20 protein-coding genes are annotated in these 19,522 nt (G+C 63.2%); 6 read left to right on the forward strand and 14 right to left on the reverse strand.

The features are described from left to right. Window positions 1-62 precede the first annotated feature (62 nt). Entirely contained in the window at window positions 63-758 is a 696-nt protein-coding gene (gene hutC / locus C5F75_RS26930; RefSeq protein ID WP_059575266.1) for a histidine utilization repressor, read from the forward strand. A 15-nt stretch (window positions 759-773) separates the two neighbouring features. On the opposite strand, the gene C5F75_RS26935 is transcribed toward hutC, so the two are convergent. Continuing rightward, window positions 774-2,015 (reverse strand): glycosyltransferase, encoded by a 1,242-nt coding sequence (locus C5F75_RS26935; protein ID WP_104012964.1) that lies wholly within the window; start codon window positions 2,013-2,015, stop codon window positions 774-776. 102 nt (window positions 2,016-2,117) lie between these two features. Between C5F75_RS26935 and C5F75_RS26940 the strand changes: the two genes are divergently transcribed. Both C5F75_RS26940 and C5F75_RS26950 read left to right on the forward strand, forming a co-directional pair. Continuing rightward, a complete protein-coding gene (locus C5F75_RS26940; RefSeq protein ID WP_060967847.1) occupies window positions 2,118-2,738 on the forward strand; it encodes a TetR/AcrR family transcriptional regulator in 621 nt (206 codons plus the stop codon). A gap of 207 nt (window positions 2,739-2,945) precedes the next feature. After that, complete coding sequence (locus C5F75_RS26950; protein WP_050018066.1) at window positions 2,946-3,299, forward strand: hypothetical protein; 354 nt, start codon at window positions 2,946-2,948, stop codon at window positions 3,297-3,299. Between the two features lie 40 nt (window positions 3,300-3,339). Here C5F75_RS26950 and C5F75_RS26955 read toward each other — a convergent pair whose 3' ends face one another. From C5F75_RS26955 to C5F75_RS36920, 5 genes are all read right to left on the reverse strand, one after another. Beyond that, window positions 3,340-4,167, reverse strand: coding sequence for an alpha/beta fold hydrolase (locus C5F75_RS26955; RefSeq protein WP_059575260.1), 828 nt, complete (start codon window positions 4,165-4,167; stop codon window positions 3,340-3,342). A gap of 115 nt (window positions 4,168-4,282) precedes the next feature. Continuing rightward, the gene (locus C5F75_RS26960) at window positions 4,283-5,200 is read right to left on the reverse strand and encodes a LysR family transcriptional regulator (RefSeq protein WP_050018064.1); all 918 of its coding nucleotides are present in this window, start codon (window positions 5,198-5,200) and stop codon (window positions 4,283-4,285) included. Between the two features lie 265 nt (window positions 5,201-5,465). Further along, on the reverse strand, window positions 5,466-5,711 hold the full coding sequence (locus tag C5F75_RS26965; RefSeq protein WP_059644709.1) for a DUF3717 domain-containing protein: 246 nt from the start codon (window positions 5,709-5,711) through the stop codon (window positions 5,466-5,468). 262 nt (window positions 5,712-5,973) lie between these two features. Then, window positions 5,974-7,509: an amino acid permease gene (locus C5F75_RS26970; protein WP_059575253.1), complete on the reverse strand. Its 1,536-nt coding sequence runs from the start codon at window positions 7,507-7,509 to the stop codon at window positions 5,974-5,976. A 403-nt stretch (window positions 7,510-7,912) separates the two neighbouring features. Further along, the gene (locus C5F75_RS36920) at window positions 7,913-8,155 is read right to left on the reverse strand and encodes a hypothetical protein (RefSeq protein WP_179231755.1); all 243 of its coding nucleotides are present in this window, start codon (window positions 8,153-8,155) and stop codon (window positions 7,913-7,915) included. Between C5F75_RS36920 and C5F75_RS26975 the strand changes: the two genes are divergently transcribed. The 3 genes from C5F75_RS26975 (at window position 8,094) to argG (ending at window position 12,536) form a co-directional block, all read left to right on the forward strand. Further along, window positions 8,094-9,626 carry a GGDEF domain-containing protein gene (locus tag C5F75_RS26975; protein WP_104012965.1) on the forward strand — a complete coding sequence of 511 codons (1,533 nt, stop codon included), beginning with the start codon at window positions 8,094-8,096 and terminating at the stop codon, window positions 9,624-9,626. The two genes, C5F75_RS36920 and C5F75_RS26975, sit on opposite strands and share 62 nt — an antisense overlap. 172 nt (window positions 9,627-9,798) lie before the next feature. Continuing rightward, window positions 9,799-10,869, forward strand: coding sequence for an FUSC family protein (locus C5F75_RS26980; RefSeq protein WP_104012966.1), 1,071 nt, complete (start codon window positions 9,799-9,801; stop codon window positions 10,867-10,869). Between the two features lie 329 nt (window positions 10,870-11,198). Next, complete coding sequence (argG, locus tag C5F75_RS26985) at window positions 11,199-12,536, forward strand: argininosuccinate synthase (RefSeq protein WP_050018060.1); 1,338 nt, start codon at window positions 11,199-11,201, stop codon at window positions 12,534-12,536. Window positions 12,537-12,663: 127 nt separating this feature from the next. Here argG and C5F75_RS26990 read toward each other — a convergent pair whose 3' ends face one another. The 8 genes from C5F75_RS26990 to C5F75_RS27025 form a co-directional block, all read right to left on the reverse strand. Further along, complete coding sequence (locus C5F75_RS26990) at window positions 12,664-13,476, reverse strand: hypothetical protein (RefSeq protein WP_104012967.1); 813 nt, start codon at window positions 13,474-13,476, stop codon at window positions 12,664-12,666. Between the two features lie 90 nt (window positions 13,477-13,566). Continuing rightward, the gene (locus C5F75_RS26995) at window positions 13,567-14,499 is read right to left on the reverse strand and encodes a hypothetical protein (RefSeq protein ID WP_104012968.1); all 933 of its coding nucleotides are present in this window, start codon (window positions 14,497-14,499) and stop codon (window positions 13,567-13,569) included. Window positions 14,500-15,076: 577 nt separating this feature from the next. Then, the gene (locus C5F75_RS27000; RefSeq protein ID WP_104012969.1) at window positions 15,077-15,697 is read right to left on the reverse strand and encodes an Imm5 family immunity protein; all 621 of its coding nucleotides are present in this window, start codon (window positions 15,695-15,697) and stop codon (window positions 15,077-15,079) included. A 109-nt stretch (window positions 15,698-15,806) separates the two neighbouring features. Continuing rightward, window positions 15,807-16,094, reverse strand: coding sequence for an Imm49 family immunity protein (locus tag C5F75_RS27005; RefSeq protein WP_179231764.1), 288 nt, complete (start codon window positions 16,092-16,094; stop codon window positions 15,807-15,809). A 49-nt stretch (window positions 16,095-16,143) separates the two neighbouring features. Further along, a complete protein-coding gene (locus C5F75_RS36480; RefSeq protein ID WP_143328746.1) occupies window positions 16,144-16,632 on the reverse strand; it encodes a hypothetical protein in 489 nt (162 codons plus the stop codon). A 515-nt stretch (window positions 16,633-17,147) separates the two neighbouring features. After that, window positions 17,148-17,597 (reverse strand): hypothetical protein, encoded by a 450-nt coding sequence (locus tag C5F75_RS27010; RefSeq protein WP_059575244.1) that lies wholly within the window; start codon window positions 17,595-17,597, stop codon window positions 17,148-17,150. A 519-nt stretch (window positions 17,598-18,116) separates the two neighbouring features. Beyond that, window positions 18,117-18,896 carry a hypothetical protein gene (locus C5F75_RS27020; protein WP_226094221.1) on the reverse strand — a complete coding sequence of 260 codons (780 nt, stop codon included), beginning with the start codon at window positions 18,894-18,896 and terminating at the stop codon, window positions 18,117-18,119. A 364-nt stretch (window positions 18,897-19,260) separates the two neighbouring features. After that, a complete protein-coding gene (locus C5F75_RS27025) occupies window positions 19,261-19,515 on the reverse strand; it encodes a DUF7660 family protein (protein WP_081066629.1) in 255 nt (84 codons plus the stop codon). Window positions 19,516-19,522 lie beyond the last annotated feature (7 nt).

Raw genomic sequence — 19,522 nt, forward strand, 5'->3', positions numbered from 1 at the left:
GCCGGGCGCGCGCCGGATCGGCATTCGGCGGCGGCCCGCCGCCGACTCTGAATCGTGATCCCATGACCACACCGATCTATCAGGAAATCAAGGACTTCATCCTCGCGCGCATTCATGCCGGCGAATGGGCGGAAGGCGACCAGGTGCCGTCGGAGAACGAGCTCGCGCGCGAATTCAACGTCGCGCGGATGACCGTCAACCGCGCGCTGCGCGAACTGACCGCCGAACAGGTGCTCACGCGCACGCGCGGCTCGGGCACTTACGTGGCGTCGCCGAAATACGAATCCACGCTCGTCGCGATCCGCAGCATCTCCGACGAAGTCGCCGCGCGCGGCCACGGCTATCGCGCGCAGGTGCTGCAGGTCGGCGCGGCCGTCGCCGACGCGAAGCTCGCCGACGAACTGCGGCTCGACGCCGGCAGCCCGATCTTCCATTCGCGCGTGCTGCATTTCGAGAACGACACGCCCGTACAACTCGAGGAACGCTGGGTCAATCCGGCCTGCGCACCCGAATACGCGTTGCAGGACTTCACGACGACGACGCCGAACCAGTACCTGACGCGCGTCGCGCCGCTGCAGCGTGTCGAATACCGGATCGAGGCCGCGATGCCCGACGCCGAAACGCGCCACCACCTGACGATGGACGATCGCGAGCCGTGCCTGCTGCTGCACCGGCGCACGTGGTCGCAAGGGATGGTCGCGTCGGTCGCCAATCTGTGGCACCCTGGCAGCCGTTACCGGTTCACCGGGCATTTCTGATGCCGATGCGCGCGCTCACCTCGCGCGTGGTTGCGCCCATCGTCCGATCGCGCTGACGGCCAGCTTCAAGCCATCCTCCCGCGCGAGGCGCGCACCGAGTTCCGTCGCACGCGCCTTCGTGTCGCCGCGCTCGGCAAACGCGATCGCCCGCGCCAGCGCGGCAGCGTCCATGCGCCTGCCGGCGATCGGCGCATCGGCGACACCGAGCCGCTGCAGCCGGTTCGCCCAGAAGAACTGATCGCCCGCGAACGGCACGACCACCGACGGAATGCCGGCCCGCGCCGCCGAATGCGTGGTGCCCGACCCGCCGTGATGCACCGCCATCGCGACGCGCGGGAACAGCCAGTCGTGCGGCGTGTCGTCGATCACGCGGATGTGCGCGGGCAGCAGCGACGCATCGATGCCGCTCCAGCCCGGATAAAACAGCGCGCGCCGGCCGGCCAGTGCATGCGTCAGCGCGGCGGCCAGCGCCGCACGATCGAAGCCGGCCATGCTGCCGAACCCGATGTACACGGGCGGCTCGCCCGCGTCGAGAAACGCCGACAAGTCGGGCGGCGGCGCCCATGCATGCGCATCGATTCGCCACTGGCCGCATGCGTGCACGTTGGCCGGCCAGTCGGCCGGGCCGGACAACAGCGCCGGCGACACGCCATACAGCATCGGATGATCGGTCCACACGCGCTTGCGCGGCGGCAATCCGCATACGCCGGCGCGCGCGGCATTCGTCGACTTCCTGAACGCCTGCCACAGCAACGCGTTCACGAGCCGATGGCTCGCGCGATTCAGCCCGCGCGGCAACTTCCCCGGCGGCAGGAACGGAGACGCGAATTCGGCGGTCGGCGTGATCGGGATCATGCCCGTGCCGATCGCAGGTATGCCGCGATATTCGGCGACCGACAACCCGACGAACGATGCAAGCCCCGACACGAGAAGCGCGTCGCGCCCGGCCGACGCGTCCGCGACTTCGCGCATCCACGCGGCCGTGTTCGCATTCGCGATCGCGGCAAGCGCCTTCGACGTATCGTGCAAGCCGCCGCGCCCGCGCACCGCATCGGCCAACACGCCTTCCGGCGCAATCGCGCGACGGATGTCGCCGGACAGCGGCGCCGACGGCACGCCGAGTGCGTCGGCCGACCCGAGCGTCGCGGCATCGGCCAGCAGGCGGACGTCGTGGCCGGCGTCCATCAGCGCGCGGCCGAGCGCCGCGAGCGGACGCGTGTCGCCTTCGGTGCCGTAGGTGGCGATGACGAGTTTCATGCGGGGCGCCTCGTACACGGCGGAAAAGCCGAAAAGGTTGGATTCAAAAAACGTGCACGTCGTATACTAATGCAATCCGTACACTTTCAGTCAACCCCTGCCATGACGATTCCGACCGACGATCCGGGCCGCCGCGCGCGCAAACGCATTCAGATGCTCGCGCATCTTGCCGCCACCGCCGCGCGCCTGTTCGACGCGCACGGCTACGAAGCCGTCACGATGGAGCAGATCGCCGCCGAGGCCGATGTCGCGAAGCGCACGCTGTACAACCACTTTCCGACGAAGGAAGCCGTGCTCGCGCACTGGCTCGAAGGCGAACTCGCGCGCGATCTCGCGCATCTGCAGCACGACGTCGCGCGGCGCAAGACCTTTGCGTCGCGCATCGGCTGCGTGCTCGACGCGTCGGCCGCCTGGTGCGAGCAACATCCGGCGTACCTGCTCGCGTACCTGCGGCATCGCTTCCTCGGCATCGGCGCGGCCGAACCGGAGCGTGCGGGAGAGAACGGCGGCGATATCGCGCCGGTGTGGCGGCAACTGATCGCAGCCGGTCAGCAGGCCGGCGAACTGAACCGCACGCTGCGGGCCGACCAGCTCGCAACCTGGTTCCATCACCTGTATCTCGCGGCGATGCTGCGCTGGCTGACCGTGCCGGGACTGTCGCTGAAACGGGAGTTTCAGGCGGTCGCGAAGTTGTTCATCGAAGGCGCGGAAGCGAAACGGTGACGCAGCACGACCGGCAGCGGGACGCGGCCAACGCGTCGCGCGGCGCATACACACTGTTACAACGAACACACGCATTGCATGCCAAATTCCGCGCGCAGCAGTATGCTGATGACGTACGGCTGCGCACTGTGCCTCGGGCAATCCCCTGGTTCGCACGCAATCGCGCCGCCGTCGCGACCGCAATCATGCGTTGCAAGGAGGGTTGTGATGGCTACCACGCATCAGCACTTCCACCTCGAACTACGGCACGCCACCGCGCCGACCTACTTCATCAGTTACCTGTTCCCTGCGTTGTTGTTCGTCTACGAACTGCTGCGCGTCGGCCAGTGGATCCGCGATCACGGGATGCAATTCGTCGCGTTCAAGCAGATGGGCTACGAGTATCTGCTGATGCTGCTGTTCGTCGGACTGCAGATCGTCGTCGAGGCGATCTTCCTGCTCGGCGCCGCGATGCGCAAGGATCATCGCGATTTCGAGCACCGGTTGCCGAACGTGATTCTCGGCATCGGTCTGTCGATCGCGTTGCTGGCGATCGATCTCGCGATCCAGCTTTCGTTCTGACGGCCGGCGGGCGGACGCCCGCCGACGATGGCGAGCGCGCTCAGGCGCTCGCGTCGCGCAGCAACGTCGCGACGGCGGCCAGCACGTCGTCCGTTCGCTCGCGGTGCGGCATGTGCCCGCAGCGGGCGAGCAACAGAAACGACGACGGCCCCGCGACGCGCGCGGCGATCCGCTTCGGATGCACGTCGGACCCGTATTCGTCGTCCTCGCCGTGAATCGCGAGCGTCGCGCACTGCACGTGCGGCAGGTCGCCGTCGAGATTCCAGTCGCGGAACGCCGGCGACAGCCACGTGTCGACCCACGCGCGCAGCACCCATTCGGCCTTGTCGCCGTGATAGCGCGCGAGCCGGTCAAGCTGCCCCGGCTCGTCGAACTGCCGCCCCGCGTCGCGAATGCCGGCCAGCGTGCGATCCTCGACGAACGCCTGCGCGGCGACCGTCACGAGGGCGCGGCAACGCGCCGGATGCGCGGCCGCACAGCCGACCGCCATCCCGCCGCCGACGCTGTGCCCGAACGCGACGAACGCATCGACGCCGAGCTGTTCCAGTACCGCGACGAACGCATGATCGGCCTCGTCGCGCACGAATGTCGTGCCGAGCTGGCCCGGATGACGATCCGAACGGCCGAAACCGAGGCGGTCGTATGCGATCACGTCGCGTTGCGTGGCGCGTGCAAGCTGCGCGGGAAAGTCGCGCCACAGGTCGACGCAGCCGAGTGAATCGTGCAGCAGCACGATCGGCGCGGCCGGCTTAGGCGCGGCCGGCTCAGGCGCGGCCGCGTGGTGCGCCGGCTCCGCACGCCAGCGTTTCGCAAAGAGACGCCCTTGCGGCGTCTCGACGGTCATCTCCTCGGTCACGATATCGGTCATGTGTCGGTCGTCTGCATGAAAGCGGCCGCCGGTCGGCGGCCGCATCGAATCGGAACATGGTGGCCTGCCGGCGCGCGCGGCGTCAAGCAAGCCCAAGCCTCTTTTGCCTCCGCACTCATTCGGGCTGCGGCGGCAGATACTCCATCTGGGCTTCGTCGTACAGCCGGTAGATCAGCGCCTGCATCGCGCGGATGTCCTCCGATTCGTCGAGCATGCGCATGCTCATGATGATGGGCGATACGAGGTTCGGATCGTCGAGCGGCTTGTAGCTGATGTCGTCGCGCTTCAGCCCGTACACGCTATGCGGCACGACGGACACGCCCTCGCCCATCGCGACGAGGCCGAGCGCGATCTGCAATTCGCGCGTCTCGTAGATCCGGCGCGGTTGCAGCGCGCGATCGTGGAAGGCCGCGAGCACCTGGTCCGCGTAGCTCGGGCGCGGCGCCTTCGGAAAGATGATCAGCGTGTCGTTCACGAGATCGTGCAGCGACAGCACGGGCTTCGCGCTGTCGAGCACGTGACCGACCGGCAGCGCGACGATCATCCGCTCCTCGCGCAGCACGACGCGCCGCACGCTCGGATCCTCGTGGCGGATGCGGCCGAACCCGACGTCGATACGCCCTTCCTTCAGCGCCTTGATCTGATCCATCGTCGACATCTCGTGCAGGCTCAGCTCGACGGCCGGATATTCGCTGCGAAAGCGCCGGATGATCTTCGGCAGCATCCCGTACAGCGTCGAGCCGACGAAACCGACCGACATGCTGCGCTCGATCTTGCCGACCCGCTTCGTCATCGATTCGAGCTCGGTCGTCTGCGCGAGCAACTGCACCGCGTGCGAATAGAAGAAGCGCCCGGCATCGGTCAGCTTCAGCGGCCGCGCGGTGCGCTCGAACAGCGGCACGCCGAGCGCTTCCTCGAGCTGCTGGATCTGCCGGCTCAGCGGCGGCTGCGCGATATGCAGCCGTTCCGCCGCCCGCGTGAAATTCCGCTCTTCGGCTACCGCGACGAAGTAGCGGAGGTGTCTCAACTCCATGTTCGAATCCTCCCGGGACAGGCGCCGGACGCTCCTTCGGCACCGCGCGGACGGCGCCCGCACCGGTCACCGTCGCCGGCCATCCGTACCGGCGTCTTCGATCGCCTGCTTCCCGATCCCGTCACGATACCTCAGCCGGCGCCGATCCCGACGCAAGCAGCGTCGTGCCCGCGGCGACGTCCGGGGGCTGCCCCAAGCAAAACGGGAAGCCCGCAAGCTTCCCGTCGTTTCATCGCCGCGGCGGCCGCGGCGGCGCGACCGCGCATCACACCTCGGTCGCGTACAGCGCGTCGCGCTGCTCGTGGCTCAACGAGTCGAGCGGCACGTCCGGCAACTGGTAGCAGATCATCTTGCCGTACAGCTCGGCGAGGCAGTTGCTGCCCGCGTCGAGCGCGTAGCCGTCCTCGCCGTCCGGCGCCGGCGGGTAGACTTCGCGCCACGCGTTGATCGCGGCTTCGATTCGCACGATGGAAACGGGTCCGGCCTTCCGCTCGGCGGGTGATGCGCTCATGGATTCCTCTAAGTTGCGCGCTCCGCGGGCCGTGCCGGCCCGGACGGAACGATGAAAACGCCGGGCCGCTCGCCGGCCGCCGCACGCGGCGCGCGCCGGATGCCGATCCGCGCCGCGCCTGTCGCGCCGGCCGGGCCGTGGCCCGGTAGGGTCGGGCAATATAACCGGCTTTGACCCCGTGCAGGCAAAAGCCGGGCAAAAAAAACGGGAAGCGCGCGGCTTCCCGTTTCGTCCCGTCGCGCGGCCGCCTGCCGTGCCGGCGTCAGCCCGCGGTTTCGCGGTTCGCCACCGGCGGCCGCTGCGCGCCGCGATTGGCGGCGACCCACGGCGCGATCTCCATGTCCTCGTAGCGCACGAACCGGCTCTTCTTCAGGAACCGGAAGCCGAGCCACACGACGATGAACAGCGGAATGCCGACATAGGTGGCGGCCACGCCGGCCCAGTCGATCCGGTTCGCGAGGAACGCCTGGTAGTCCTGGCCGAGCGCGATCACGAGGCACAGCACGAACGCGAACAGCGGGCCGAACGGGAACCACTTCGACTGGTACGGCAGTTGATCGAGCGCGTAACCCTGCTTCACGTAACCCTTGCGGAACCGGTAGTGGCTGATGGCGATGCCGAGCCACGCGATGAAGCCCGTCATCCCCGACGTGTTCAGCAGCCACAGGTACACGGTCTTGTCGCCGTACAGCGACGTGAAGAAGCACAGCGCGCCGACGGCGGTGGTCGCGTACAGCGCGTTGCGCGGCACGCCGCCCGGCGACAGCTTCGCGAATACCTTCGGCGCGCGGCCTTCGGTGGCGAGGTTGTACAGCATCCGCGTGGATGCATACATGCCCGAATTGCCGGCCGACAGCACGGCCGTCAGGATCACCGCGTTCATCACGCCGGCCGCGAAGGCCAGGCCCGCGTGGCGGAACACGAGCGTGAACGGGCTCACGCCGATGTCGGTCACGTCCGTCTTCAGCAGGTTCGGGTCGGTATACGGAATCAGCACGCCGATCACGAAGATCGCGAACACGTAGAACAGCAGGATGCGCCAGAACACCTGGCGCACCGCACGCGGAATCGTCGTGCGCGGGTGCTCCGATTCGCCGGCCGCGACGCCGATCAGCTCGGTGCCCTGGAACGAGAAGCCCGCGATCATCGCGACGCCCATCAGCGCCGGCAGGCCGCCCGCGAACGGTGCGTCGCCGATCGTCAGGTTGCCCCAGCCGTTGGCCGGTGCGCCCTTCAGAATGCCGAAGATCATCAACAGGCCGACGCCGATGAACGCGACCACGGTGACGACCTTGATCAGCGCGAACCAGTATTCGGCCTCGCCGAAACCGCGCACGGTGAGCGCGTTGAGCAGGAACATCACGGCGAGGAACGCCGCGCTCCACCACACGCCCGGCACGTCCGGAAACCAGTAGTGCATCACGAGCTGCGCGGCGACGAGCTCCACCGCGATCGTCACCGCCCAGTTGTACCAGTAGTTCCAGCCGAGCGCGAAGCCGAAGCCTTCGTCGACGTATTTCGCGCCGTAGGTCGCGAACGAGCCCGACACCGGCATGAACGCGGCCATCTCGCCGAGGCTCGTCATCAGGAAGTAGACCATCAGGCCGATCAGCATGTACGCGACCATCGCGCCGCCGGGGCCGGCCTGCGAGATCGACGCGCCGGACGCGACGAACAGGCCCGTGCCGATCGAGCCGCCGATGGCGATCATCGTCAGGTGGCGCGCCTTCAGCGCGCGATGAAGCTTGGGTGGGTTCGCGGGCGAACCGGGTGGGTCGGAATTCGGAATTGCGGACATAAACGAGACGAACGTTGAGCGAGCCGGCATCCGTAGCCGGCGCATGCGGAATCGGAGCGCGGCGCGCGTCCTGCGATGCATTCGATGCGGCCCCGATACGCGTTGCGCGGCGGGCGCCTGCGGCGAAGCGCGGATTCTACCTGATTCGACAGGGGGACAGCCGAGGTCAGCGCCCGCCGCCGCGCCGGAGATTTCGCGGAATCAACGGGTTGGCCGCGTCGGCCGCCGCGATTTCCTCATACGTTGCAAAAACCACGATTGCGACCGGGTCATTCGATTTTCATTTGTCGCGGTCGGCAGGTAATCCTGTCCCGATCCGCCAAATACCGCTGCAATAGGCAAAATCGACTGATGATTATGCGATTAATCAGACAAAAAGACCGACACTGTTAATTGATTCAAATCAAGTTGCCCGTACGCCATGCGGTAATGATGCGTAACCATCGCGCGTCACGCTGTCTACATGCATGTTTTGCATGTACGCGCGAAATTCGGGAATTCGCGGGATAATGACGTTTAATTCGAAATAATCCGCGCGCGGAACCGCCAACGATGCGAACAGCCGCCGCCCCCAGCCCCCGAGGATGAAGTCATTCCCGCTGCCCGCCACGCTGCGCCGCCAAACCGCGTCGATCGTGGCACGCATTCTGTCGCCCCGCGGCGTACTCGTGGCGGGCATCGTCCTGCTGATGTTCAGTTGGGGACTTTCCACGTCGCTATTAATCGAGGCGCGACGCGACGCGTATGACCATGCGGTCGAAAATGCGCGCAACCTGATGCTGCTGATCGAACGCGATATCGCGCGCAATATCGAACTCTACGATTTGTCGCTGCAAAACGTCGTCGACGGCGTGGCCGATCCGGAACTGATGACATTGCCGCCGCGCCAGCGCCACCGGCTGCTGTTCGACCGCGCGGCGACCGGCGCCTATCTCGGCTCGATTTTCGTGATGGATGCGCACGGCAATATCGCGATCGACTCCAGCGCGTCGCCCGCGCGGCAAGGCAATTTCGCCGACCGCGACTATTTCGCCGTGCACCGCGACCGGCTTGCCCCCGGCCTCTACATCAGCCGGCCGTACGCGTCGCGGCTGCGCGGCGGCGCGCTGACGATCGCGCTGAGCCGCCGGATCAACCGGCCCGACGGCACGTTCGGCGGGATCGTCGTCGGCACGCTCAGCATCGACTACTTCCGCGCGCTGCTCGACGGCATCGCGGTCGGCCGGCACGGCAGCGCGGCGATCGTCGAGGACAACGGCACGCTCGTGTCGCGCCTGCCGTACGACACGCGGGTGGTCGGCCTCGACCTGCACGACTCGCCGCTGTTCATCGACGCGCAGCGCGGACGCGCCGGCGAGCTGACGGGCGTCGGCGCCATCGACGGCGTGCGGCGCGTCTATGTTTACAAGCATCTCGCCGGGCTGCCGCTGATCGTCGACGTCGCGCCCGCCGAAATCGACATCTACGCGTCATGGCGCCACCGCGCGGTCTGGACCGTCGTGCTGATGAGCCTGTTCACGGCGTTCATCGCGTGGGGCTCGCTCGCGCTGTCGCGCGAGCTGAAGCGCCGGCAGGTCGCCGAATCCAAGCTGTACCGGCTCGCGCACACCGATTCGCTGACGGGCCTCGACAACCGCGGCACGTTCGATGCGGTGCTCGCGAAGGAGGCCCAGCGCGCGTCGCGCAGCGGGCGCCCGTTGTCCGTGCTGTTCGTCGACGTCGATCACTTCAAGGCGTTCAACGACTACTACGGCCACCCGGCCGGCGACGACGTGCTGCGCCAGGTCGCGCAATCGCTGTCGCGCTGCCTGCGCCGCGACAGCGATCACGTCGCGCGCTACGGCGGCGAGGAATTCGTCGTCACGCTCCCCGACACCGACGCGCAAGGCGCGGCGACCGTCGCCGAAAGCATCCGGCGTACGATCGCGGGGCTCGAGATCGAGCACGTGAAGAGCCCGTACGGGCGCGTCACGGCCAGCATCGGCACGGCCACCGCCGCCGACGGCCGGATGAACGCCGCGACGCTGCTGCGGCGCGCCGACGAAGCGCTGTACCGCGCGAAGTCCGGCGGCCGCAACCGCGTGCTGGACGCGCAGTCGAGCGCGGCCGATGCTTGACGCGCGATGATGCAACGTGGCGCGTGATCTGATGCGGCCGCCTGCCGCCTGGCCTGCCGGCCGCGCCGTGGACAGCCCGCGCGCGTTCGGCTAGCGTTACGTCTGCTGCGCATGCGGCGCGGCGCCGGCCCGCGCGGCCCGCCGTGCGCGTTCCGGCCACTCCTGCTCCGTCATGACCGCCCCGCTCCCGACCCGATTGCCGCCGCTCGTGCGCCACGCGCTTCGCCCGCTGCTCGATCCGTACCGCCGCTACCGCCACGCGAAGCTGATCCATGCGGCGCGCGTCGCGCTCGCGATTCTGGTGTCGATCGCGCTGTCGACGGGGCTGAACGTACCGCACGGCGAATGGTCGACGATCACCGTGCTGATCGTCGTCGGCGGGCTGCAGCACCACGGCAACATCCGCAAGAAGGCGGCCGAGCGCGCGCTCGGCACGTCGATCGGCGCGCTCGCGGGCCTCGCGCTGATCCTTCTCTATTCCGCTTTGCATGCGCCGTTCGTCATCTACCTGCTGATGGCCGTCGGGTGCGGCGTCTGCGCGTATCACGCGATCGGCAAGGCCGGCTACATCGCGCTGCTGTCGGCGATCACGATGGTGATCGTCGCCGGGCACGGCGACAACGAGATCGTCGACGGCCTGTGGCGCGCGGTGAACGTGCTGGTCGGCATCGCGATCGCGCTGGCGTTCTCGTTCGCGTTGCCGCTCTATGCGACCTACTCGTGGCGCTACAAGCTCGCCGACGCGCTGCGCGCGTGCGCGGCCGTGCATGCGCGGCTCGCGGGCGACCGCCCGGTCGGCGACGACGCACACCTGAAGGAAATGGCCGCGCTGAGCGCGCTGCTCGTGCAGTTGCGCTCGCTGATGCCGTCGGTGTCGAAGGAATGCGAGACGTCGATGACGCAGCTCGAGGCGATCCAGCGCAGCCTGCGCCTGTGCATCGGTTATCTGGAGATCCTGTCGAGCGCGCTGCCGGCCCGCGACGACGCGGCGGCCCGCGAATACATGCGCGTCGAGATGAAGCCGTTGAACCGGCGCATTCGCGACACGCTGGTCGGCGCGAGCCGCGCGCTCAAGTTCGGCACGCCGAGCCGGCTCGCCCCGCGCCGCCGGCCGGTCGACCCGCTGCACGACGCGCCGCCGCCGCAGTTGTCCGGCTACGTGTCGATCACCGCCAAGCTGGCCGGCGAAGTGGACCAGCTGCGCGAGCGGCTGCTCGATACCGCGCGGTCGTGGAATATCTGACGTTCCGGGAATCCGGGCTTCACACGCCTTTCTTTCATTTGCCTTTCTGTGTGACGCGACGACACGCCGGCGGCGATGATCGGGGGCTCTCGCCCGATCCGGCCCCGGAAATCCCGCTGCCGCCCCGGCGCGGGCGTGCGTGTTTCGGCGGCGATGCAACGCCATCCAGCACGGCGTTCTCCACCCGGTTAACCGCCCGTCAGGCCCGCCGCGACAGGCTCGACGCCGGTTCCGCACCAAAATCAACCCTTGCTCCAACTTCCCGGACAGCCGATACTCGCATATTCCGCGAAATACGATCCCACCGGCTTCAATCCACGGTAATTCCTATGAGCACGATTCTCGAAAGCCTCCCGACCGGCCAGAAGGTCGGTATCGCCTTCTCCGGCGGCCTGGACACCAGCGCCGCGCTGCACTGGATGAAACTGAAGGGCGCCGTCCCGTACGCATACACGGCGAACCTCGGCCAGCCCGACGAAGACGATTACGACGCGATCCCGAAACGCGCGATCGAATACGGCGCAGCCGGCGCCCGCCTGATCGACTGCCGCGCGCAGCTCGTCGCCGAAGGCATCGCGGCGCTGCAAAGCGGCGCGTTCCACATCACGACCGCCGGCGTCACGTACTTCAACACGACGCCGATCGGCCGCGCCGTGACGGGCACGATGCTCGTCGCCGCGATGAAGGAAGACGGCGTCAACATCTGGGGCGACGGCAGCACGTACAAGGGCAACGACATCGAGCGCTTCTACCGCTACGGCCTGCTCGTGAACCCGGATCTGAAGATCTACAAGCCGTGGCTCGACCAGACGTTCATCGACGAGCTCGGCGGCCGCGCCGAAATGTCCGAATTCATGAACCAGGCCGGCTTCGCGTACAAGATGTCGGCCGAGAAGGCGTATTCGACCGACTCGAACCTGCTCGGCGCGACGCACGAAGCGAAGGATCTGGAAAGCCTCGAAAGCGGCATCAAGATCGTGAACCCGATCATGGGCGTCGCGTTCTGGCGCGACGACGTGAAGATCGCCGCCGAGGAAGTGACGGTGCGCTTCGAAGCCGGCCAGCCGGTCGCGCTGAACGGCGTCGAGTTCAAGGATCAGGTCGAGCTGCTGCTGGAAGCGAACCGCATCGGCGGCCGCCACGGCCTCGGCATGAGCGACCAGATCGAGAACCGCATCATCGAGGCGAAGAGCCGCGGCATCTACGAAGCCCCGGGCCTCGCGCTGCTGTACATCGCGTACGAGCGTCTCGTCACCGGCATCCACAACGAAGACACGATCGAGCAGTACCGCGAGAACGGCCGCCGCCTCGGCCGCCTGCTGTACCAGGGCCGCTGGTTCGACCCGCAGGCGATCATGCTGCGCGAAACCGCCCAGCGCTGGGTCGCGCGCGCGATCACCGGCGAAGTGAAGATCGAACTGCGCCGCGGCAACGACTACTCGATCCTGAGCACCAAGTCGCCGAACCTCACGTACCAGCCGGAACGCCTGTCGATGGAGAAGGTGGCGTCGACGTTCTCGCCGCGCGACCGGATCGGCCAACTGACGATGCGCAACCTCGACATCACCGATACGCGCGACAAGCTGCGCGTGTATTCGCAAGTCGGGCTGCTGACGCCGGGTGAAGCGTCGGCGCTGCCGCAGATCAAGGGCGACAGCGACAAGTAAGTCAGTCGCTTTCGCGAGCGGCCGGGCGGCGTGACAACCGCCCGGCTGCGTGCAGTCCTTCCCTTCCCGCTTTTTCTTCAAGCACTGCCGGATTCGGAACGCATATCGCGACGATCCTGCAGGCGCGTCAGAGTTTTTTCGACGCCGTGGCCGTCGCAGTGGCGGCGGGCCTCGTCATCGTCGTGGAAGCAGCGGCATTGGCCGGCGCCGACGCCGGCGTGCGCGCCAGATCCCGACCGATCATGTCCGCGACCGACTTCTCGCACGACTTGATCCCTTCCACCGACTTGTCGAAATTCTTCTCGAGATCGCTGAAGCTGCCGTACGTGTACGCGAAATCGCTGTCGATGTGGACGCTGTTCGCCTTGACGTCGTAGCCGCACGCGAACGTCTTGTAATAGAGGTCCTGCTTCGTCTTCGCGTCGAGAATGCGCGCGCGGATGACGACCCACGGGATGTAGTCGAGCTGCTGAGGCGGCGAGATATAGCCGAACGACGTGAACCACACGTTCATGATCGCATCCGCGTCGGTCTGGATCGCGGAGTAGTCGTCCGACTTGCCGTCATCCGCGAGCTTCACCTTCTGACCGTCCAGCTTCACGACCTGATAGCCGTTGCCGGTGAGGCGGCCCGCCACGCCGTCCGCGATGTCCGGTGCGAACACGATCTTGCTGGCCGCCACGTGATCCGTGTACGTGCTCGTATGGCTTGCGTTGACGGCGCCTTGCGCGAGCGCGCCGATCAACCCGAACCCGGCCGCCGCGCCGCCGAAATTGACGACCGCGACACGCTTCGGCTCGATGACGTCGAGCATCGCGATCGAATGCAGCTTCTGACGCGCCTCGGGCTTCATGTCCGTGTTCGGCACCGTGGCGCAGCCGGACAGCAGCGTCACGAGCAGGCCGCAACCGACCAGGGTGGCTTTGGAAGAGTTCTTCATTGGATGGGTGGCTTTCGTTGTTGACGGAACGTGTTCATCGGGCCGCCGCACGCGGCGCGTCGACGCGCCGTGTGCGGTGCGACCGTGCGTTTACTGTTTGATCACCTGACCGTACGCGATGAAGCTGTAATCAGCCGCGCGCAGCACGTAGAGGATCGAGCGCTTGAAACCGTTGGTTCCCGTGATCGGCACGAACATGATCGCGGCATTGCCCGACAGCGGAACGCCGGCCGGCAGCTTGCAGCCCGTCGATGCGGAGGCCGTCACCGTCATGTCGTACATGTTCTGGTTCGAGCCGGGCGTGGAAAGCAGCAGCGTGCCGCTCAGGTTGCAACCGCTCAGCGTGCCGGTCAGCGTACCGCCCGATGCAATCGCGAACGATGCGTTGGTCGTCGCCCACGTGCCCACCACGCTGTCCTGCGTGACGGCAAGTGCGTTCGCGGCGTTGTAGGTCCACGTGAAATTCGACGCCGTACCGTTGCGGGTGATCGTGCCGGACAACGTCTGCTTCGGGCTGTATGCGCCCGAGCCCGAATCGATCTTCGTGACGATGCCGCTCGTTCCTGCGAAGTTGATACCCGGGGCAAGCGACCACGTCGAACCGTTGACGGTCAGATTCGTGAAATCGTCGGACATCACGAACGATCCGAGCAGATTGAGCGTGCTCAGGTTGTTGTGCGGGTCGACCAGGGCGATGGTCGAGTAGCCGAGGTTGCCGGATGCCGACCAGATCCCGACCGGGCCGGTTGCCGTTGCGGCCGTCGAACCGTCTTGCGGGGTCGTCAGGCTAGGCAGCGCCTCGCCAACCGTCACCGGCTGCGACGATGCGACGGGGGCGCTTGCCGGGGGAGCCGCGAGCGGCGTGGACGCGACGGACGGTGCGCTGGCTGCGTTGTTGGCGCCGCCGGTGTTGGCGGGCGTGCCGCTGCTTGCGTTCGACGAGCCGTCGCCGCCGCCGCAACCAGCGACGACGAATACCGAGATCGCGGCTGCGGTCAGCAGACAAAGGGAATGCTTGTTCAATTCAATCCTCGATTTTTTTGATGCGTTTTTTTTAGTGGTTCAGATTCGAATCGGGTTACTTTTCGGGTGTGGTGTGTGGGCCTCCTCGAGTGACGTTGAGTGCGTGGTGTGATGTGTAGGGGAAGAGCAATGCGGGATTCGTCGGTTGCCGGATATTCGGCACGACGGATACGAGCGTGGAGGTGTGGTCGTGCGGGAACGCGCACGCAACGGTGAGAACCGCATGCAGCAGCAGGCATGCCGCGGCAAGGCAAAGGCACAGCGCGCGCGAGCCCCCGGTGCCTGCGCGCCCCATCGAATCGGTGCATCCCATCTTCTGGTCATGCGCGCGGCCTCGCCGGCCGGGCGCCCCCTCGGTTATCTGGTCGTGTGGTTTGGTCCTACAGCTCTGGTAATACTTTTTTTGAGCTACCGAGGAAGGGTAACGGCGGCGGCGAGGATTTCTTTAGGGGGGTTTATCGAGGGAATTTTCTAGGGGATTTGTTCCGGGGCTCCGTAAGGCCCCTTGCTCGGCCGTTGGCTCGAGCGATGAAGTCAAACCCACGTTTGAATTCAATCTGTCGATCGGGAAAACACTTCAGTCGCGACGCAGCGGCACAAGAACATCCCAGGCTACGGGAGCAGCGTTTTGCAAGTACCAGAGCCAGTATGATCGACGGCGTTCGGCGCCTCCCTTGGCTTCCCAGATCGCACTGCCCGATACCGCGAGCGCTCCGTAATAGCCGGCATCCCAATCGTCCGGAGGTACGCTCTGTTCGCTTTCGCCGACTACATCGAAGTTCGTGTCGTACAAAATCGTATTCATCGCCGAGAAAACGGCCATGCCCGCATAAACGGAGACAAAGGCCGGTTCGCCATGTTGGAAAAGATCGATAACCTTCGTGTGGTACTCGCCGTTGGCTATTTCGAGGGTGGGAAAATCGCATTTTCCCGATAACGCGTCGATGCCGCTCGCCAGGATCGCTTCGGCCGCCGTCAACACGCTCGGATACGGACTCAGCCGGCCTAGCACCTCTCTCGCACAGATCACAGCCAATCGCGCGCGGCGCAAGTACCCCGCATCGGCGTGTTCGGTCACCGATAGAGCTTCGATTAACTGAAGAAGGTCTTTTCGGGTGGCGGCCGGGAGTTCACCCTCTGCTGTAATCGACGTCGCGGCTGTCGATAATGCGTTTGTCAAATGTTGTGGAATATGCATCACTTGTGTTGATTCTCCGCGGCCAACGGCGCCAACAATGCCGAAAGACTATCCGGGTTTCAAATCCATCTTGAAAATTAGATAGCTCACCACCAAAAACAAAACCCACTCAAATCATATAGCTCGACATAAACTCAAATTCATCGAAATACGCCTTCGGTCCAATTTCCGAAATCCATTCCATCGGCACGTATGCACTATCAACATCCACCTCATAACCACTCCGCCAAACAAGCTTGCTATAAATAACCGCCGGAGCACAAATTAAGTTGAAAAAGAAACCCCCATCCAGAGATGCACGCTCGCAAATTGATTTCGGCGAAACCAATTCATCAATTGCATCCTTCATCCCATTAATATCCCCTTCCGCGAGTGCCAAATAAAATTTATGATCCACTAAAAATTTCCTCTCCCTACTGCCCTTTGGCGGATTTGAAATTACCCGTTCACTGCGCCCCCCTCAAAACACCCCAATCCCCACGTAATGCAACAAAAAACTGCCCCGTCCAAAAATCAAATAAATTATGATTATTTATTCTTTTGATGTCGAATTCAGAATCAATTCCAGCATACCAATCAACCAATCCCTCATGACCCGAAATCAAATAATAAATCCCATTAATCGCCCTGCACTCACATGCCAATGCGCCAATAGGCTCATTATATTTCGGCTGCGAGAGAATATACTCCAGCTTTGCACGGACATAGAACCATTGCTTAAAGGCTGCAACATCGCCAGTCTCATACCATACCGAAATTGCCGATGCCTCCGCATAACTCATTAACGTACGCAGACATCCGGACGGATCACCCAAATCACCTTCTATATTAGCAATACAATTATCCAGCACACCACTCGAAACATCGAACGCACGCCTCTCCAAGACATGATTCAACCGATTAGCCGCTTCCTCGGTAGTTGGAATTTTCGTCACAAATCTCTCCTTCACTTTACTTTTACAGGCACAATCACCAAGTTTCCAGTTGCCTTATTTACACCAGCAACCGCCGTGAAAATTTGCTCATTGCTTCGGGCAACTCTACAGCTCGTTCGTTACCGTTCTCCTCGGCAACTGGAGAAGTTACTCCTTCGCCGACTCGCAGACCGCACCAAGTAGTGCGACCCGCTCCAAGAAGGATACTTCGTCAATGTAATCGGCTCGCCCTGAAGTACAGTACCCACACATTGCTTTCCTTCAGATAAAGAGAAGCCGCAGAACTCTCGAAGTAGCGAGCCAAACTAAATTTGGTAAAAACCGGTTTTCCAGACAGTCACTCGGAATACCGTCTTAGGTTACCCCGATCTTTATGCCGCAGCGGCTGTCCGCGCAAGCAGAGGCGGACAGCAGATTGCAGCCAAATCCCCTAAGCATGGAGACCTGCAAAGTCAATTTCCCGCTTGGAAATTGCAACCCAATCGCCCCTCAGAAAATCACCACTTTCCCGCCGTCTATTTTTGATATCCGATCGTCACAAAAACCTCCCCAGTTTCATCATCACACATAACCCGTGCCGGCACCGACACATCACCGAACTCCCTCTGCAATTTCACATTCCAGCCATCGACGATCAATTTTGCGAGTTCGGCAGCCTGGTCGGTATCAATGTCATCGAACATCCCGGTTATTTCAAGCAGATTTATCCAGAACTGAATCTCATGAATGGCCTTCCCTTTGCTCAACAAATCCCCGTACTCTTCATCGCTGAACAATTCAGAAACAAATACCCCACCGCCAAAAACCCTAGAATCCGGGAAGAATAATTTTGCAAAATGAAAGACGAAGTCGTACACCAGCCCATGAGCCTTATAGACAGTATGCACGTAGTCAAGCCCAGAAACACTACCCGGCGGATTGGCAGCAACAAATGAGGCGAAATCGAATGACTTGTCGTTATACATTACCTTCCTCCTGGAAATTCATCTGATCGGGGCTCACGCACCTTGGGCTTTCCTATGAACTGGCTCCCATCTGGAGCATTGTTTATCCCAGTTTCCTTGACATTTGGGCGTGCAATATTTCCATGGTCTTGACCAGAGCCGCGATACTGCTTCCAAGTTCCATCCTTCACTGACGACGCAGCAGCCGATCCCGCCGCCTTTGCCCAGTTCACCGTCTCCTGCGGACTCTGCGATGCAACCGACGCCGCAGCGCGGCCGCTCAGAGCCCTCATCGCAACAGGCAGCGAAAACCCGTATTGAGACGCTTCACCAGCGAAGGCTATGGCGGCATTTACGAATTTCTGTAGCTTGTCATGTAATCGATGTCGCGGCTGTCGATAATGCGTTCGACAAATGTTGCCGAATGCGCATCGCTCATGTTGATTCTCCATAGCACCCGATGGACATGATGATTCGAGCGTCGTGGCGAGGCGCGATGGACGAGCTATTCGTCGCTATCGCCTCGTTCCGAGTTCTTCACTAGCCCGTGACAAAATGCGGTCGTTTTACGTTCGGCATGTCATCGTATGCCTTCAGGACGGTTTGCAACGGTGTCAGCGATGGGTCGCGATTCCCGTAGACGATCTTGAGCCATGTCGCACCGCGTATGAACTGCCCCGCACCGAACCATTGCGATTCGAGGTTCGCCTTCAACATACGTCGGCCCGCTTCGAACAAAGCATCGGGCGTGTAAGCGTTGGCGTGAGCGATCTCTGGACGGCAGCCATATAGACACAGGGCATAGGCGTACTCGCGTGGCTTGAGCGTCTTCGCAAGACTGGGCGGCTTGTCGTTGACCCAATGTTCGTACATCTGGATACCGTTTTCGAAGCCCTCCATACCGTCCGGCGTAGCATCGTCGCCTGTTTGATAGGCGAACGCCATGTAGTCATCGAGGCACTCTCGAACGATCTCGTTCATTGGCCACGGGCGGGCTTCATTGCGCCAGGCGGCCTCTTCGAGGATTCTCGCGTTCTCCCACTCGGCACTGTTCCAGCCGGTATCCATCCACTCGGCGATCGCTTTCGCCCAATGCAACGTAACTCGATGAAGATCTCTGTTCACCCCGAAGTCCTCATCCGATGCGATTGCCTTTTCAATCCAACTAAGCGAGCGAGAGATTACTGGGGTAGCCTCCTCAGCCAACCCCACCAGCCATGCCCGAACCACATCGGACATGTTATGCGCAGCAATATTTCCGATCGGTTGTCCGTCCGGGCAAACGGTGCGCATAACTCGGGGAAGAGTTCCCTCAATCATCACCTCTCTTGTACGAACTGGATCAAAGAGCATACATGCCTAAACAAAGTTTCCACTGCGGTGCCGATTATGAAAAAATTCCTTTAGCCTGTCGGACCTTACGGGCTTCGTAGCGGCAATTCGTGCTGGTGGGTTGACGATCTTGCGTGGTTGATGCCGACATTGTTCAGGTCCACGCGAACTTCGAAACGTTAAATGATGACGGTTTCGGTGATCATAGGTTGCTGTGAAGAGGATGGCCCAAGTTCCGCCGTCGACACAATGCCGTTCAACACCACAAAGTGCGAACTCGGCTCGCCGCCGAGTTCGCATAATCGGTTGATATCGGAGAGACGCCGACCCCCAATCAGGCTACGTTATTTCGTCATTCGTATATCTTCGCAGCATAGAGAATATCGCCCAACGTTCTCCAATTCGGAGTTACCGGAACTTCTTGGTTAGTATTTTTGTAAAAACCATCCATAGATCTGATCCAACTTTCCATTGCAAGAAGAAATCGCTCAAGCGTTGGATTTTCCCACTCGGTTCTATTTTCCTCCAGATCCTTTAGCAGCTGGCCCACAAAATCCGCCAACTCCTCTTTGGATTCAATTCTTGCAACCAGCTCCGACAGTTCCATGTCTTTC

This window comes from Burkholderia anthinoferrum, assembly GCF_002925705.1.
GTDB classification, from domain to species: Bacteria; Pseudomonadota; Gammaproteobacteria; order Burkholderiales; family Burkholderiaceae; genus Burkholderia; species Burkholderia semiarida.

Coding starts and splice junctions, on each gene's coding strand:
- hutC (WP_059575266.1), top strand. CDS start 63: ATGACCACACCGATCTATCAGGAAATCAAGGACTTCATCCTCGCGCGC.
- C5F75_RS26935 (WP_104012964.1), bottom strand. CDS start 2,015: ATGAAACTCGTCATCGCCACCTACGGCACCGAAGGCGACACGCGTCCG.
- C5F75_RS26940 (WP_060967847.1), top strand. CDS start 2,118: ATGACGATTCCGACCGACGATCCGGGCCGCCGCGCGCGCAAACGCATT.
- C5F75_RS26950 (WP_050018066.1), top strand. CDS start 2,946: ATGGCTACCACGCATCAGCACTTCCACCTCGAACTACGGCACGCCACC.
- C5F75_RS26955 (WP_059575260.1), bottom strand. CDS start 4,167: ATGACCGATATCGTGACCGAGGAGATGACCGTCGAGACGCCGCAAGGG.
- C5F75_RS26960 (WP_050018064.1), bottom strand. CDS start 5,200: ATGGAGTTGAGACACCTCCGCTACTTCGTCGCGGTAGCCGAAGAGCGG.
- C5F75_RS26965 (WP_059644709.1), bottom strand. CDS start 5,711: ATGAGCGCATCACCCGCCGAGCGGAAGGCCGGACCCGTTTCCATCGTG.
- C5F75_RS26970 (WP_059575253.1), bottom strand. CDS start 7,509: ATGTCCGCAATTCCGAATTCCGACCCACCCGGTTCGCCCGCGAACCCA.
- C5F75_RS26975 (WP_104012965.1), top strand. CDS start 8,094: ATGAAGTCATTCCCGCTGCCCGCCACGCTGCGCCGCCAAACCGCGTCG.
- C5F75_RS36920 (WP_179231755.1), bottom strand. CDS start 8,155: ATGCGTGCCACGATCGACGCGGTTTGGCGGCGCAGCGTGGCGGGCAGC.
- C5F75_RS26980 (WP_104012966.1), top strand. CDS start 9,799: ATGACCGCCCCGCTCCCGACCCGATTGCCGCCGCTCGTGCGCCACGCG.
- argG (WP_050018060.1), top strand. CDS start 11,199: ATGAGCACGATTCTCGAAAGCCTCCCGACCGGCCAGAAGGTCGGTATC.
- C5F75_RS26990 (WP_104012967.1), bottom strand. CDS start 13,476: ATGAAGAACTCTTCCAAAGCCACCCTGGTCGGTTGCGGCCTGCTCGTG.
- C5F75_RS27000 (WP_104012969.1), bottom strand. CDS start 15,697: ATGCATATTCCACAACATTTGACAAACGCATTATCGACAGCCGCGACG.
- C5F75_RS27010 (WP_059575244.1), bottom strand. CDS start 17,597: ATGTATAACGACAAGTCATTCGATTTCGCCTCATTTGTTGCTGCCAAT.
- C5F75_RS27020 (WP_226094221.1), bottom strand. CDS start 18,896: ATGATTGAGGGAACTCTTCCCCGAGTTATGCGCACCGTTTGCCCGGAC.
- C5F75_RS27025 (WP_081066629.1), bottom strand. CDS start 19,515: ATGGAACTGTCGGAGCTGGTTGCAAGAATTGAATCCAAAGAGGAGTTG.